Origin of the sequence: Sinorhizobium kostiense (assembly GCF_017874595.1) — a bacterium.
Lineage (GTDB): Bacteria > Pseudomonadota > Alphaproteobacteria > Rhizobiales > Rhizobiaceae > Sinorhizobium > Sinorhizobium kostiense.
Window position 1 is genome coordinate 564,646 of sequence record NZ_JAGILA010000002.1, and the last position, 13,516, is coordinate 578,161.

Annotated in this window: 16 protein-coding genes; 2 read left to right on the forward strand and 14 right to left on the reverse strand. The window is 61.7% G+C overall.

Features of this window, described 5'->3' with window-relative positions:
- The 9 genes from J2Z31_RS29745 to coxB all read right to left on the reverse strand — a co-directional run bounded on the left by J2Z31_RS29745 (position 1) and on the right by coxB (position 6,862).
- Positions 1 to 114: a DUF1304 family protein gene (locus J2Z31_RS29745; RefSeq protein ID WP_328243273.1), complete on the reverse strand. Its 114-nt coding sequence runs from the start codon at positions 112 to 114 to the stop codon at positions 1 to 3.
- Positions 115 to 128: 14 nt separating this feature from the next.
- Complete coding sequence (locus tag J2Z31_RS09235; protein WP_209601601.1) at positions 129 to 911, reverse strand: SURF1 family protein; 783 nt, start codon at positions 909 to 911, stop codon at positions 129 to 131.
- A complete protein-coding gene (locus J2Z31_RS09240; protein ID WP_209601602.1) occupies positions 880 to 1,263 on the reverse strand; it encodes a DUF983 domain-containing protein in 384 nt (127 codons plus the stop codon). The genes J2Z31_RS09235 and J2Z31_RS09240 overlap by 32 nt, the downstream gene beginning before the upstream one ends.
- A 253-nt stretch (positions 1,264 to 1,516) precedes the next feature.
- The gene (locus tag J2Z31_RS09245) at positions 1,517 to 2,392 is read right to left on the reverse strand and encodes a cytochrome c oxidase subunit 3 (protein ID WP_209601603.1); all 876 of its coding nucleotides are present in this window, start codon (positions 2,390 to 2,392) and stop codon (positions 1,517 to 1,519) included.
- A gap of 61 nt (positions 2,393 to 2,453) precedes the next feature.
- Positions 2,454 to 3,059: a cytochrome c oxidase assembly protein gene (locus J2Z31_RS09250; protein WP_209601604.1), complete on the reverse strand. Its 606-nt coding sequence runs from the start codon at positions 3,057 to 3,059 to the stop codon at positions 2,454 to 2,456.
- An 11-nt stretch (positions 3,060 to 3,070) separates the two neighbouring features.
- The gene (locus J2Z31_RS09255; RefSeq protein WP_209601605.1) at positions 3,071 to 3,211 is read right to left on the reverse strand and encodes a hypothetical protein; all 141 of its coding nucleotides are present in this window, start codon (positions 3,209 to 3,211) and stop codon (positions 3,071 to 3,073) included.
- Positions 3,211 to 4,167 (reverse strand): heme o synthase, encoded by a 957-nt coding sequence (locus J2Z31_RS09260; protein WP_209601606.1) that lies wholly within the window; start codon positions 4,165 to 4,167, stop codon positions 3,211 to 3,213. Before J2Z31_RS09260 ends, J2Z31_RS09255 begins: the two co-directional genes overlap by 1 nt.
- Positions 4,168 to 4,268: 101 nt before the next feature.
- Positions 4,269 to 5,957 (reverse strand): cytochrome c oxidase subunit I, encoded by a 1,689-nt coding sequence (ctaD, locus tag J2Z31_RS09265; protein ID WP_209601607.1) that lies wholly within the window; start codon positions 5,955 to 5,957, stop codon positions 4,269 to 4,271.
- A 20-nt stretch (positions 5,958 to 5,977) separates the two neighbouring features.
- Positions 5,978 to 6,862 (reverse strand): cytochrome c oxidase subunit II, encoded by an 885-nt coding sequence (coxB, locus tag J2Z31_RS09270; RefSeq protein ID WP_209601608.1) that lies wholly within the window; start codon positions 6,860 to 6,862, stop codon positions 5,978 to 5,980.
- Between the two features lie 397 nt (positions 6,863 to 7,259).
- On the opposite strand from coxB, the gene J2Z31_RS09275 reads away from it, so the two are divergent.
- Positions 7,260 to 7,790 (forward strand): invasion associated locus B family protein, encoded by a 531-nt coding sequence (locus J2Z31_RS09275; protein WP_209601609.1) that lies wholly within the window; start codon positions 7,260 to 7,262, stop codon positions 7,788 to 7,790.
- A 95-nt stretch (positions 7,791 to 7,885) separates the two neighbouring features.
- Here J2Z31_RS09275 and ribB read toward each other — a convergent pair whose 3' ends face one another.
- Together ribB and aroC are read right to left on the reverse strand one after the other, a co-directional pair.
- Entirely contained in the window at positions 7,886 to 8,986 is a 1,101-nt protein-coding gene (gene ribB / locus J2Z31_RS09280) for a 3,4-dihydroxy-2-butanone-4-phosphate synthase (RefSeq protein WP_209601610.1), read from the reverse strand.
- A gap of 20 nt (positions 8,987 to 9,006) precedes the next feature.
- Positions 9,007 to 10,104: a chorismate synthase gene (gene aroC / locus J2Z31_RS09285; RefSeq protein WP_209601611.1), complete on the reverse strand. Its 1,098-nt coding sequence runs from the start codon at positions 10,102 to 10,104 to the stop codon at positions 9,007 to 9,009.
- Positions 10,105 to 10,448: 344 nt separating this feature from the next.
- Here aroC and J2Z31_RS09290 point away from each other — a divergent pair, with 344 nt between their 5' ends.
- Positions 10,449 to 10,709 (forward strand): DUF1344 domain-containing protein, encoded by a 261-nt coding sequence (locus J2Z31_RS09290; RefSeq protein ID WP_209601612.1) that lies wholly within the window; start codon positions 10,449 to 10,451, stop codon positions 10,707 to 10,709.
- A gap of 39 nt (positions 10,710 to 10,748) precedes the next feature.
- Here J2Z31_RS09290 and J2Z31_RS09295 read toward each other — a convergent pair whose 3' ends face one another.
- The 3 genes from J2Z31_RS09295 to J2Z31_RS09305 all read right to left on the reverse strand — a co-directional run bounded on the left by J2Z31_RS09295 (position 10,749) and on the right by J2Z31_RS09305 (position 13,466).
- Positions 10,749 to 11,333: a histidine phosphatase family protein gene (locus J2Z31_RS09295; protein WP_209601613.1), complete on the reverse strand. Its 585-nt coding sequence runs from the start codon at positions 11,331 to 11,333 to the stop codon at positions 10,749 to 10,751.
- A gap of 60 nt (positions 11,334 to 11,393) precedes the next feature.
- On the reverse strand, positions 11,394 to 12,212 hold the full coding sequence (gene fabI / locus J2Z31_RS09300) for an enoyl-ACP reductase FabI (RefSeq protein ID WP_209601614.1): 819 nt from the start codon (positions 12,210 to 12,212) through the stop codon (positions 11,394 to 11,396).
- Between the two features lie 198 nt (positions 12,213 to 12,410).
- Positions 12,411 to 13,466: a DnaJ C-terminal domain-containing protein gene (locus tag J2Z31_RS09305; protein ID WP_209601615.1), complete on the reverse strand. Its 1,056-nt coding sequence runs from the start codon at positions 13,464 to 13,466 to the stop codon at positions 12,411 to 12,413.
- Positions 13,467 to 13,516 lie beyond the last annotated feature (50 nt).

The following is a 13,516-nucleotide window of genomic DNA, read 5'->3' on the forward strand; positions in this document are numbered from 1 at the left end:
TCAGGAAACCAGTGGAACGATGAGGAGCGAGAGTATCGCCGGGCTTCCCCGCACGAAGAGGATACGGGGCTTGAGCGGCCATGCGCCATATATAGCGGCAACGACCAGGCACACAAGAAAGAAGACCTTCAGGCACCTGACCCGTCGGTTCGTTTACGACGGTAGAGAAAGGCTCCGGTAACGCCTGCAAGGGTGGCGGCGAGCCCGTACCAGGTGAGTGCATACTGCAGATGGTTGTTCGGCAGGTCGAATTGCGTGACGCCGCCGATCGGCAGTCCACCCGGGTTTTGCGAAGCGTCGGCGTCGACGAAGAAAGGAACGAGCGTATCGGCGGCGATGTCTGCCGATCGTGCCATCACATCGAGATCCTTCCAGTAGAAGATGTTCTTTCCGACATCGTTGTCGGGCACGAGCGACGACGGTTTCCCGTCAAGGCGCGGACGCGCGAGACCGGTGATCGTTACGGTTCCGGCAACCTGACCCTCTGGCCGCGTCGAGGGGTCCTTCTTCTCGAAAGGCACGAACCCGCGATTGACGAAGACGGCGCGGCCGTCCACCAGCATTAGCGGCGTGTAGACGAAATAGCCAGTGCGGCCCTCATGGGTGGCGAAGAAGTGGCGCTCCTTGCCATGGTCGTAGACACCGGTCAGGTGCACCGTACGATAATCGATGTCGCCGCCAGCGGCCATGGCCTCGATCTCTTCGAGCGGGACCGGCGGGGCCGACCGCCTTTCAGCGATCGCGGCGATCAACGCTTCTTTCCAATGCAGCCGCTGCATTTGCCAGGTGCCGAGCGAGACCAGGATCGCGAAGGCGATCACGACCAGGGCGATGCCCGTCACCATGCGGAGCCTGCCGCGTGGCGCCGGCTTCCTTTTCTCAACCACGGTCGACTTCGCCCGAGCGCGCATCGTTTCGGTACTGCAGATTGATCAGCACGCCCTTCAGCACCCGCGTCAATCCAAGGCTGAAAACCGTGGCCAAGGGTATCCACAAGAGAAAGTGCAGCCAGAGCGGCGGGTTGATGTTCACCTCCATCCAGAGCGCAGCTCCGAGGACGATGAAGCCGACGATCAGGATGACGAAGACAACGGGACCATCGCCGGAATCGGCGAAGCGGTAGTCGAGCTCGCAATTGCTGCAGGCGGGCCGCACCTTCAGAAAACCGTCGAAGAGCCGGCCCTGACCGCAGCGCGGGCAAAGCCCCTTGATGCCTGTCAGGATCGGGTCGACCGGCGGGTAAAGAGCCTTGTAATCTTTCATGGTGTTCTCAATCACAGTGTTGTTGGGAGCAATACCGCAGATTTCGTCCATCTCGGCATTGGTAAACGGCTATGCAGCCGTGCGTCCGATCGAACACCTGCGTCAATCACGCCAGCCAGGCGAAGTAATCGGGCTGGCAATTGGATCTTGATCTGCGCCCGAATCGACACCCTTTGCCGTAGCCGATATCGCAGTCGAGCAAAAAAGCGGCTGCGTTGCCGCAGCCGCCCGCCAAACTCACGAGCAACCCGCCCTAGTGGGCGATCGGCGCGCCCCAGCCACCCCAGATGTAGATGGAGAAGAAGAGGAACAGCCAGACGACGTCAACGAAGTGCCAGTACCAGGCGGCCGCCTCGAAGCCGAAGTGGTGCTGCGAAGTGAACCCGCCTGCGAGCGCGCGGAACAGGCAGACCAACAGGAAGATCGTACCGACCAGAACGTGGAAACCGTGGAACCCGGTCGCCATGAAGAAGGTCGCGCCATAGATCGAGTCCTTAAAGGCAAAAGGTGCGTGCGCGTATTCGTAGCCCTGGACGAAGGAGAAGAGGACGCCGAGCAGAACGGTGAGCGTCAGACCGTAGACGAGGCCCTTGCGGTCGTTATGCAGCAGCGCGTGGTGTGCCCAGGTAACCGTGGTGCCGGACAGGAGCAGGATGACGGTGTTGTAGAGCGGCAGGTGCCAGGGATCGAGGACCTCGATGCCCTTCGGCGGCCAGACGCCACCCGTATACTCCGCGCGCGCAGCCTGGATCGCTTCGCCCGGAAACAGGCTTGCGTCGAAAAAGGCCCAGAACCAGGCGGCAAAGAACATCACTTCCGAAGCGATGAACATGATCATGCCGTAGCGCAGATGCAGCGACACGACCGGGGTGTGATGACCCTCGCGCCCTTCCTTGATCGTGTCCGACCACCAGCCGAACATGGTGTAGAGAACGATCACGAGGCCGATCAGGAAGATCCACGGATTGGCGAGTTCCAGGCCGAACATCTTGAACGAACCGCCGGCGACATAGCGCATGAGGCCGACACCGCCGAAAGCCATGACGAAGGCGCCGATGGAGGCGAGCAGCGGCCACGGGCTGGGATCGATGATGTGGTAGTCGTGATTCTTCTGATGCGCTCCGGCCATGTCAGTAATCCCCGATAGTCCTCTCTTGTCGCCGTCCGGCATAGCCGAAACGGCGCTCCTGTCAAAGTTTATTCTGATCAACTTCGCCCTTCGCCTTCACCTCTGCGACCGGCTTTGAAGGCTCTCGCGGATAGAAGGTGTAGGACAGTGTCAAAGTCTTGATATCTCTCGTCTCGACCGGCTTGACGATCTCCGGATCGACGAAGAAGACGACGGGCATCTCCATTTCCTCGCCCGGTTGAAGAGTCGTCTCGGTGAAGCAGAAGCATTCGAGCTTATTGAAGTAGGCTCCCGCCTCCATCGGCGTCACATTGAAGGTCGCCTGTCCGGTTGACGGCTTCGACGAAATGTTCTTCGCCCGGTACATGACCTGGACCGTCTCGCCGATCCGGAGGTCGACTTCGCGCTGGACCGGCTTGAACTCCCATGGCAGCCCGGCTGCGGTATTCGCGTCGAAGGTCACCCTGATCTTCTGGTCGAGGATCACGTCGGAAGCCTGCTCGACCCGCTGCGTCGTGCCGTTATAGCCCGTCACCCGGCAGAACATGTCGTAAAGCGGTACGGCAGCATAGGCCATTCCGAGCATGCCTGCCGCGAAAGCGAGGCAGGCACCGACGACGACGCCGTTGCCGCGCTTCTTTCGGGAGCTTTGCGGGGCCACAGTCATCGATCGTCCCTTCAATGCACCGTGCCGCCGCCGAACTTGATCAGCGTGACGACGTAGAAAAGAGCCACAAGCCCTGCCAGCACCACGCCAAGCGCGATGTTGCGCCCACGGCGGGACTTCTTCTGGGCTTCACTGAGTTCAACGGTTTCCATCAGACGACACCTCCGGAACCGAACCACATGCGGACGATCATGTGATCGACCAACAGGGCCGAGAAAATCGCGAAGAGATAGGCAATCGAGAAGGCGAAGAGCTTCTTGGCCGGGACCATCCGCTCGTCGTTCTCCGGCATGCGCAGCACCCCAAGCGAATACCAGAGGAACCCGAGACCCATCGCCGTGGCAAAGGCCCCATAGCCGAGACTGGCAAAGCCGAGCAAGGTGGGACAGATACCGCTCAGCGCCGTCAGCAAGGCGTAGATGACGATCTGTGTCTTCGTCGTCGCCTCGCCGCAGACGTTCGGCATCATCGGCACGCCGACAGCGCCGTAGTCACGCATCTTGAAGAGCGCCAGGGCCCAGAAATGCGCCGGCGTCCAGAGAAAGATGATGAGAAACAGGACTATGCTTTCGATCGAGACACCACCGGTCACGCAGGCCCAGCCGATCATCGGGGGAAAGGCGCCGGCAGCGCCGCCGATGACGATGTTCTGGGGCGTAGAGCGCTTCAGCCACATGGTATAGATGACCACGTAGAAGAAGATCGTGAAAGCGAGCAATCCGGCTGCGAGCCAGCTCACGGCGAGACCGAGGATCGTCACGGAAAATGCCGAGAGCGTCAGGCCGAAGGCGAGCGCTTCCTGCGGCAGGATCTTCCCGGCGGGGATAGGCCGCTTGGAAGTCCGGCTCATGACCGCGTCGATGTCGGCGTCATACCACATGTTCAGCGCGCCGGAGGCACCGGCGCCGACAGCGATGCAGAGGATCGCAATGAAGCCGATGACGGGATTGATTTGTCCTGGCGCAAGGACGAGGCCGACAAAGGCCGTAAAGATAACCAGCGACATGACGCGCGGCTTCAACAGCTCGAAATAATCGCGCGCATAGGCTTCGGACAGGCGCGGCGCGCGTTCCATGCCGAGTGCTTCGCGATTGTTTGTGAGCGCCATGTCTCGTTCCTGGTTTCGTTGCGGTCGGAAAGACCGCATCCTGCCGGTTAGCCGGCGGTGAGAAGCCGCCGAAAAGACCGGCGGCTTCTGTTCGTTGGCCGTCACCTGATCCGCGGGAGCTGTTCCCACTGGTGGAACGGCGGAGGCGAGGAGAGCTGCCATTCGAGCGTATTGGCGCCCTCGCCCCACGGATTGTCCCCAGCGACGCGCTTCCTCGCGAAGGCTTCGGCAACCCCGAAGAGGAAGATCAGCACGCCGACGGCGGCAACGTAGGAGCCGTAGGACGATACCATGTTCCAGCCGGCGTAGGCATCCGGATAGTCGATGTAGCGACGCGGCATGCCGGCGAGCCCGAGGAAGTGCTGCGGGAAAAAGATGAGGTTCACGCCGACGAACATCACCCAGAAGTGCAGCTTGCCGAGGAACTCGGAATACATATAGCCGCTCATCTTCGGGAACCAGTAGTACCAGGCCGCAAAGATGGCGAAGACGGCGCCGAGCGACAGCACGTAGTGGAAGTGGGCAACCACGTAGTAGGTGTCATGCAGCGCCCGGTCGAGGCCGGCATTGGCGAGCTGGACGCCCGTCACGCCGCCGACGGTGAAGAGGAAGATGAAGCCGATCGCCCAGACCATCGGGGTGGTGAAGCGGATCGAGCCACCCCACATCGTTGCGATCCACGAGAAGATCTTCACACCAGTCGGAACCGCGATGACCATCGTCGCGAAGACGAAGTAGCGCTGCGTTTCGAGCGACATGCCGACCGTATACATGTGATGCGCCCACACGATGAAGCCGACGGCGCCGATCGCGACCATGGCATAGGCCATGCCGAGATAGCCGAAGATCGGCTTGCGCGAGAAGGTGGAAATGATGTGGCTGACAATGCCGAAGCCCGGCAGGATCAGGATGTACACTTCGGGGTGACCGAAGAACCAGAACAGGTGCTGGAACAGGATCGGGTCGCCGCCGCCCTCGGGGGCAAAGAACGTCGTGCCGAAGTTGCGGTCGGTCAGCAGCATGGTGATGCCGCCTGCCAGAACCGGCAGCGAGAGCAAGAGCAGGAAGGCGGTGATCAGCACGGACCAGGCAAACAGCGGCATCTTGTGCAGCGTCATGCCAGGCGCGCGCATGTTGAGGATCGTGGTGATGAAGTTGATCGCGCCGAGAATCGACGATGCGCCGGCAACGTGCAGACCAAGGATCGCGAGGTCCATGGCCGGACCCGGCATGCCGGATGTCGAGAATGGCGGATAGATCGTCCAGCCGCCGCCGGCACCATAGGCGCCCGCCGGACCTTCGACGAACATCGAAAGCAGCACCAGCAGGAAGGCCGGGACGATCAGCCAGAACGAGATGTTGTTCATGCGCGGGAAGGCCATGTCCGGAGCGCCGATCATGATCGGCACCATCCAGTTTGCAAAGCCGCCGATCAGCGCCGGCATGACCATGAAGAAGATCATGATGAGCGCATGCGCGGTCGTGAAGACGTTGAACATGTGCTTGCCGCCATCGATGGCAGCATCGCCCTCGAAGCCGTAGACCATCTGCGCCAGACCGTGGAAGATCTGGATACCCGGCTCCTGCAGCTCCGCACGCATGAAGACCGACAGCGTACCGCCGATGATGCCGGCGACGATCGCGAAGATCAGGTAGAGCGTGCCGATGTCCTTGTGGTTGGTCGACAGGAACCAGCGCTGGAAGAAGGTCAGCGGCTTGTGTCCGTGGTCGGCGTGGGCATGATCGGAGTGATCATGGCGTTGATCGTGTTGAACGGCTGTTCCAGCCATGGGTCAAGCTCCCCTTCCGATTACTGTGCGGCGTTTGCGGCGACGTCAACGGTCTTTGCCGCGCCGTCGATTGACGCCATGAGCGCCCTGTTCGCTTCGCCGAGATTGGTTGCCGCGGCGGCGAGCCAGGCATCGTATTTCTCCTGCGAGACTACGCGAACGGCGATCGGCATATAGGCGTGATCCTTGCCGCAGAGCTCGGAACACTGGCCGTAATAGAGGCCTTCGCGATCAGCCTTGAACCAGGTTTCGTTAAGACGGCCAGGAACGGCGTCGATCTTCACGCCGAAGGCCGGCATGGCAAAGGCGTGGATCACGTCTGCAGCCGTGACCAGAAGGCGGACGGTCTTGCCAACCGGAACGACGACTTCGTTGTCGACGGCGAGGAGACGCGGATAAGCCCCCTTGTCTTCCTTGCCGAGGCTCGCACGATCCTCTTCCTTCAGGAGAAGGCTGTCGAAGGACAGCGGGTTTTCGCCGATCTCATATTCGTAGGACCAGTACCACTGGTTGCCCGTGGCCTTGACCGTCAGATCCGGATTTTCCGGCGGCGTCAGCTGTGCCGTCAGAAGCTGGAAGGAGGGCACGGCGAGAAACAGAAGGATAATTACCGGGCCGACGGTCCAAATGACCTCGATGAGGGTATTGTGGCTTGTCCTTGAGGGAACCGGATTGGCGCCCTCGCGGAACTTGACCACGACGACGATCAAGAGCAGGAGGACCAGGAGCGTGATCGGAACGATGAACCAAAGGGTATATTGCTCAAACCACGCAATGTTCTCCATGATGCCGGTTGCGGCCGGCTGCAGACTCGTCTGCCAGTCGACAGGCTTGTCGGCAAAGGCGCTCGAAGCAAAAAGCAGACAGGCAAGCGCTGCCAGAACTGCGTAGGCCTTGTTCTTCACAATTACGTCTCCCCAATGCGCTTGATCAGGATCAAACCCGGAACGCAGAATCCCTGCGATACTGCAGCGCTTCAAACCACAGTTTGGTGAGCGCCGCAACATCTGACCGGTAGACCCCATGCGGCATTTTTGCGCAAAGCGGGGTTTTTTCTTACAGGCGGGCTCATGCTGCACGCGGAAGCTTTCGAGCCCTGCGCCCTCACTGCCGGTGCGCCCGATCCCGCTTTGCCGGAGACGGCAGCCGAAAGTCGCCTGAAAATTAAGCGCCGACCTCCCTCTTCGCAGGAGGTGGAGCCCAATTTCGGCCATATGGCACTGGAATGTAAGTGCCCAGGGCTTTTCATTTGCGCCTCTGCGCTCAAGAATAGCCCGATTGATTCGACGTTTTGAGGTTTACATGGGCCTGTCCCTTTTCTCACGGCTGCCCGTCCTGGCCGTTCTCGGAATTGGCGCCTTCGCCTTCCCCACAGCAAGCATGGCCCAGCAGTCCGGCGGAGCGCCGGGAACGGTGAAGTCGAACCACGGCGCCTGGTCGATCGTCTGCGACAAACCGGCCGGCGCATCGACCGAGCAATGCGCGCTGATGCAGAACGTGATCGCCGAGGATCGCCCTGAGGTCGGGCTTTCCGTAGTCGTGCTCAAGACGGCGGATCGAAAAGCGAAGATCCTGCGGGTGCTTGCGCCACTCGGCGTGCTTCTGCCGAACGGCCTCGGGCTCAATGTCGACGGCAAAGACATCGGCCGCGCCTATTTCGTGCGCTGTTTCACCGACGGCTGCTATGCCGAAGTCGTGCTCGAGGACGAACTCTTGAAGACCTTCCGTGCCGGCGCGACGGCAACCTTCATCGTCTTCCAGTCACCGGAGGAAGGCATCGGTATTCCGGTCGACCTCAAGGGCTTCGGCGAGGGCTATGACGCGCTGCCGTGATCGATGACAGTCGGTTTCAGAAAGCCGCGCTCCGTCTCGGATGCGCGGCTTTTTTTCATGCCAGGCTCAAGCAGAGGGCTGTGTTGCTCTTTTCTTCAGAGGATCTCGGTCGCGGCAATGTCGATGCCGAAGCCTTCGAGGCCGACATAGTGACGCTCGCGCGATGAGATGAGCCGGATGGAGGTGATGCCGAGATCCTTAAGGATCTGGGCGCCGAGGCCGATTTCCAGCCATTCGCTCTCGCGTGCCTGCGCCTCAAGATGGGCTTCGCCCTCGTGCTTGCCCTTGCGCGCCGTCTGCGAAACACCGACGCCGACGGAACCTTCGCGCAAGTAGACGATCACGCCCCTGCCCTCCGCGGCGATGCGCCTCATGATCTCATCGATCTGGCGGTCGCTGCCGAAGACGTCGGACCCGACATTTTCCAGATGGAGGCGGACCGGAATGTCGACGCCATCGCGGATGTCGCCGAAGACGACGGCCAAATGCTGCATCGGATCCCAGGGTAGCGAATAGGCGTGGCCCTTCGCCTTGCCATAGGGCGTCTCGATGTCAAAGCAATTGCCTTTTTCGATCAGCGTTTCCTTGCGCTGCCGATAGGCGATGAGATCGGCGACGGAGACCTGCTTGAGCCCGTGCGTCTCGGCAAACGCCTCCACCTGCGGACCACGCATCACCGTGCCGTCGTCATTGACGAGTTCGCAGATGACGCCGACCGGCGGCAGGCTGGCAAGCCGGCAGAGATCGACTGCCGCCTCCGTATGGCCGGAACGCATGAGCACGCCGCCTTCGCGCGCCACCAAAGGGAAGATGTGGCCGGGCCGCACGAAATCGCTCGGCCCGACATTCGGATTGGCGAGGTTCCTGACCGTGAGCGTCCGATCGTCGGCGGAAATGCCGGTCGTGGTTCCATGCTTGAAATCGACGGAAACCGTAAAGGCGGTCGTATGGGCTGAGTCGTTCTCCGCCACCATCGCATTCAGATTGAGGCGTTTTGCCTCGTCCCGCGGCATGGGGGTGCAGACGATGCCCGAAGTATGGCGGACGATGAAGGCCATCTTTTCCGGCGTGCAATGCACGGCCGCGACGATCAGATCGCCTTCGTTCTCGCGGCCGCCGTCGTCGGTGACGACGACGATCTCGCCGGCCTCGAAGGCGCGGATGGCGTCGACGACACGCTTCTGGTCATAGGACATCTTTTTCTTCTCTCCCCAGATTACTTCAGTCGGCCCGTCTGGCCCCGGTCGCGCAAGTAGTGATCGGCGACCGTGCAAGCAAGCATGGCCTCGCCGATCGGCACGGCCCGGATCCCGACGCAGGGGTCGTGGCGGCCTTTGGTGCGCACATCGACCTCGTTGCCGTCACTGTCGATCGAGCGGCGCTCGGTCAGGATGGAAGAGGTAGGCTTGATCGCGAAGCGGGCGACGATCGGCTGACCGGTCGAAATGCCACCGAGAATGCCGCCGGCACTGTTGGAGAGGAAAACCGGTTCGCCCGCGGGGCCGATGCGCATCTCGTCGGCGTTCTCCTCGCCGCTGATCTCGGCCGCGGCGAAGCCATTGCCGATCTCCACGCCCTTGACCGCATTGATCGACATCAGGTTCGAGGCGATGTCCTGGTCAAGCTTGCCGTAGATCGGCGCACCGATGCCGGCGGGCACACCCTCGGCGACCACCTCGACGACTGCGCCGATAGACGAGCCGGCCTTGCGGATGCCATCGAGATAATCCTCCCAGACCGGAACGATCGCCGGGTCCGGAGAGAAGAATGGGTTGTTGTTCACTTCCGCCCAATCCCAATTGGCGCGGTTGATCTTGTGCTTGCCGATCTGGACGAGCGCGCCGCGCACGAGAACGCCCGGCACGACCTTGCGGGCAATGGCGCCGGCCGCGACGCGCGCGGCGGTCTCGCGCGCCGAGGAGCGACCGCCGCCGCGATAGTCGCGAATGCCGTATTTCACGTCATAGGTATAGTCGGCATGGCCGGGGCGGTACCGTTTGGCGATTTCGGAATAATCCTTGGAGCGCTGGTCGGTGTTCTCGATCAACATCGAAATAGGGGTGCCGGTGGAGACCATTGTCTCGCCGTCAGCCTCGAGCATGACACCGGACAGCACCTTGACGAGATCGTCCTCGCGGCGCTGGGTCACGAAGCGTGATTGCCCGGGCTTGCGCTTGTCGAGCCAGGCCTGAATTTCGGCGAGCGTGAAACGAAGGCCGGGCGGGCAGCCGTCCACGACGCAGCCAAGCGCCGGACCATGGCTTTCGCCCCAGGTGGTGACTCGGAAGAGATGACCGAAGCTATTGTGCGACATGACGGCTACCGATGTTGAGCCGGCGCGGGATCTGGGAGAGTTCGCACTCTCATCCCCGCCGGAGACCGCGCGAAACGCGCGCCCTCTCTTACTGCATGATTTTCAGAATCGGAACCGATTTTGAGATTGAAATCGACCCACGCTTCAAGCGGCAGCCGCATTTCCGGCAGTTTGCTTGATGGCAGATGCGTTCACCATTTGGTTCGCTTGAATTTCACCGCAGCCGCATTCACTCTCCGCCACCAGCCATGTGCAAGGCGCTGGACAGAGGCAACTTTTGCCACAATCGAGGACCAAAGGTGATTACAGGAACGATTGCAGAATTATCGAAGAAGGTAGCTAGGATGCGTTTCGTCATCGCCGCGCTCATGGCCGCAGCAGGCTTGCTCTCGCCGCTCTCCGCCGAGGCCGAAAGTGGCGACGTCGAGGCCGTGATCACCAAGATCGATACGGAGCATCTGAGTCTTTCGCTCGACGACGGCCAGAGCTATCAGGCGCCTGAGGAGTTCAATTTCGAGGGCCTGAAAGCCGGGGTCAAGGTCGTCGTCTTCTACACCGAGGTCGACGGCAAGCGCGTCATCAATGACCTCGAGGTCGTGCAATAGGCTTCCAGTGAAGCGGACCTGCACGGTGCCGCGCGTCGCTCAAAGCCAGCCGATGGAGCCGTCGACGACCTTTAGAATGCGGTCCTGTGGGATTGCCGCCGCAGCCGCCTCGTCGGGCTCCATCTCTCCGAGAAGCTTGAACAAGGCCCGGATGACGCCGCCGTGGCTCACGCAGATGGTGGGTTTGCTGACGTCCTTCAGCCAGGCCCCGACGCGCCAGGAAAGGATTTCATAACTCTCCGCGTCCGCACCGGGCGGGATGAAGTCCCATTTGGCCAGTCGCCGCGCGGCGATCCGCTCCGGGGCCTGGCGCTTCAGTTCCGGCAGCGTGAACCCCTCCCAGGAACCGAAAGAGACCTCCTTCAGCCGTTCGTCGACGCGATATTCGAGCGGATCAAGGTCCATCGCCCGCCGCAGGCGCTCCATCGTCTCACGCGTCCGACCGAGAGGGCTGCTGACAAAATCGAAGGCGGAGGCATCCCGCCCGAGCATCCTGGCCAAAGTGGCGCCGTTCTCGGTCGCCTGTCGGCGACCGGTCTCATTGAGGGGAATGTCCTTTTGCCCCTGCAGCCGGCTCTCGGCATTCCAGTCGGTTTGGCCGTGGCGAACCATGTAGATGAGCACAGCGTTCACTCCGGACACGATATGCCGTCGCTCGGCGCCGGGCGCCTGTCGGGGGACGGATCAGTCCTTCAGAACGGAGATGTCCGGCGCATCGACGGCCTTCATGCCAATCGTATGATAGCCGGAATCGACGTGGTGAACCTCGCCGGTGACGCCGCTCGAAAGGTCGGAGAGGAGATAGAGCGCCGAATTGCCGACCTCCTCGATCGAGACGGTGCGCTTCAGCGGTGCGTTGTACTCGTTCCACTTCAGGATGTAGCGGAAATCGCCGATGCCGGATGCGGCCAGCGTCTTGATCGGCCCGGCCGAAATGGCATTGACCCGAATGCCACGATTGCCGAGGTCGACCGCAAGATAGCGCACGCTCGCCTCAAGCGCCGCCTTGGCGACGCCCATGACGTTATAATGCGGCATTACCTTCTCTGCACCGTAATAGGTGAGCGTCAGCATCGAGCCGCCGTCATTCATGATACGCTCCGCGCGTGCAGCAACCGCGGTGAACGAGTAGACGGAAATGTCCATCGTTCGGGCGAAATTGTCACGGCTCGTATCCAGGTAACGGCCGGTCAATTCGTCCTTGTCGGAGAAGGCGATGGCATGCACGACGAAATCGATCTTGCCCCACTTCTCCTCGAGGGCCGAGAACACGGCATCGACGGTGGACAGGTCGGTTACGTCGCAATGGCCAGCCATGAAGGCGCCGAGCTCCTGGGCCAAGGGCTCGACTCGCTTCTTCAGGGCATCGCCCTGCCACGTCAGCCCGATCTCAGCGCCGCCCTCCGACAAAGCCTTGGCAATGCCCCATGCGATCGAGCGATTGTTTGCGACGCCCATGATGACGCCGCGCTTGCCATTCATCAGACCCGATGCCTGAGCCATGGAATGTCCCCAATACTGTCTGCCGGCACCGGCCGAGCCGGCGCCTTGTTCCCGAACATCAATGACACCGCACCAGCAGTGTAAGATGCAGCAAATTGTCGAGCTTTGCCTATGGCATAGCAGCCACAGCCGTTCAAGCGCGGCGCGGATCAGGAACTGTTAGTCCCCGTAATATTGGTTCAGTTCGTCAGAAAAGCTTCACAAATAGAGCCCGTCGCGCCGGGATCGCATGAGATCCGTGATCCTGTCGTCAGGCTTCTCACGCAGAACGAGCCGCAATTCCACGACGAGGTCGCCGTGTTCCCCGTCGGCGCCCCGCATGCCCTTTCCCGGAACGCGGATCGCCTTGTCGGAGCCCGACCAGGCCGGCACCGCGACGGCAACCGGTCCGTTCGGCGTCTCCATCTCGATCTCGCAACCGAGGACGGCATCCTGGAGCTCGAGCGGCAAGGTAGTCACAAGGTCCAGACCCTGGGTCCTGAATGGCCCGTCCTCAGCAATGCGCAAGGTCGCGACCACATCGCCGCGCGTCATGCCGGCCACTCGATAGCCCTGCTCCTTCAGTCGAATCACGTGCCCGTCGGTCGCGCCTGGCGGAATTGCGACCTTGACCGTCTCACCATCGGGAAGCACGACCGAAACCCGCGCGCGCGACATCACCTCGGCGACACTGACGGGCACGTCCACAACGAGGTCCGGAACTTTCTCCGCCGTTTTCGTAATGCGATCACGAATGCGGCGAACAAGGGCTGCGACCAACTCCGCCCCAGGTGCTGCGGAACGCCGAGGCGACGTCGGCTCCGATGTCGCGCTCTCCTGTTTCGCCTCGGTGACCGGCTCCGGCTGCGGCTCTGTCGCCGGACCAGCTTTGTCGGCCTGTCGTGTCGCCGACGCTCGTGCCCTGGACGCTGCCGCGCCGGGCTGTGGGGAAACTCCGAAAATACGGGAGACTGCCTCCTCCGCGGTTTCGGAGCCGACCGGCTCCTCGCTCGGCGCCGGTCCGCGCATTTTCTCCTTCATCGCCTCCATGCGGCGCAGTTCCGCCTCGCGCCGCGCCCAGTCGTAGCGGCTCCTGCGGACGGGATCGCGCAGGAGCTCGTAGGCCTTGCCAGCTTCTGCAAAACGTTCGGTCGCCAAAGGATCGTCCCGATTGTGATCGGGGTGGATCGCCTTTGCGACGGAGCGCCAGGCGGCCTTGATTTCCTCCTGCCCGGCATTTCGTCTCACACCGAGAATTGCATAGGGATCGCGCATGGCTTGTCACCATCTTCTTTGAGCGGCGGCGGCCTTCCCAAGGTGCGTGA

Excerpts from the sequence above, each read along its gene's own strand:
- J2Z31_RS09235 (WP_209601601.1), bottom strand. The coding sequence starts at position 911 with ATGCGCGCTCGGGCGAAGTCGACCGTGGTTGAGAAAAGGAAGCCGGCG.
- J2Z31_RS09240 (WP_209601602.1), bottom strand. The coding sequence starts at position 1,263 with ATGAAAGATTACAAGGCTCTTTACCCGCCGGTCGACCCGATCCTGACA.
- J2Z31_RS09245 (WP_209601603.1), bottom strand. The coding sequence starts at position 2,392 with ATGGCCGGAGCGCATCAGAAGAATCACGACTACCACATCATCGATCCC.
- J2Z31_RS09250 (WP_209601604.1), bottom strand. The coding sequence starts at position 3,059 with ATGACTGTGGCCCCGCAAAGCTCCCGAAAGAAGCGCGGCAACGGCGTC.
- J2Z31_RS09255 (WP_209601605.1), bottom strand. The coding sequence starts at position 3,211 with ATGGAAACCGTTGAACTCAGTGAAGCCCAGAAGAAGTCCCGCCGTGGG.
- J2Z31_RS09260 (WP_209601606.1), bottom strand. The coding sequence starts at position 4,167 with ATGGCGCTCACAAACAATCGCGAAGCACTCGGCATGGAACGCGCGCCG.
- ctaD (WP_209601607.1), bottom strand. The coding sequence starts at position 5,957 with ATGGCTGGAACAGCCGTTCAACACGATCAACGCCATGATCACTCCGAT.
- J2Z31_RS09275 (WP_209601609.1), top strand. The coding sequence starts at position 7,260 with ATGGGCCTGTCCCTTTTCTCACGGCTGCCCGTCCTGGCCGTTCTCGGA.
- ribB (WP_209601610.1), bottom strand. The coding sequence starts at position 8,986 with ATGTCCTATGACCAGAAGCGTGTCGTCGACGCCATCCGCGCCTTCGAG.
- aroC (WP_209601611.1), bottom strand. The coding sequence starts at position 10,104 with ATGTCGCACAATAGCTTCGGTCATCTCTTCCGAGTCACCACCTGGGGC.
- J2Z31_RS09290 (WP_209601612.1), top strand. The coding sequence starts at position 10,449 with ATGCGTTTCGTCATCGCCGCGCTCATGGCCGCAGCAGGCTTGCTCTCG.
- fabI (WP_209601614.1), bottom strand. The coding sequence starts at position 12,212 with ATGGCTCAGGCATCGGGTCTGATGAATGGCAAGCGCGGCGTCATCATG.
- J2Z31_RS09305 (WP_209601615.1), bottom strand. The coding sequence starts at position 13,466 with ATGCGCGATCCCTATGCAATTCTCGGTGTGAGACGAAATGCCGGGCAG.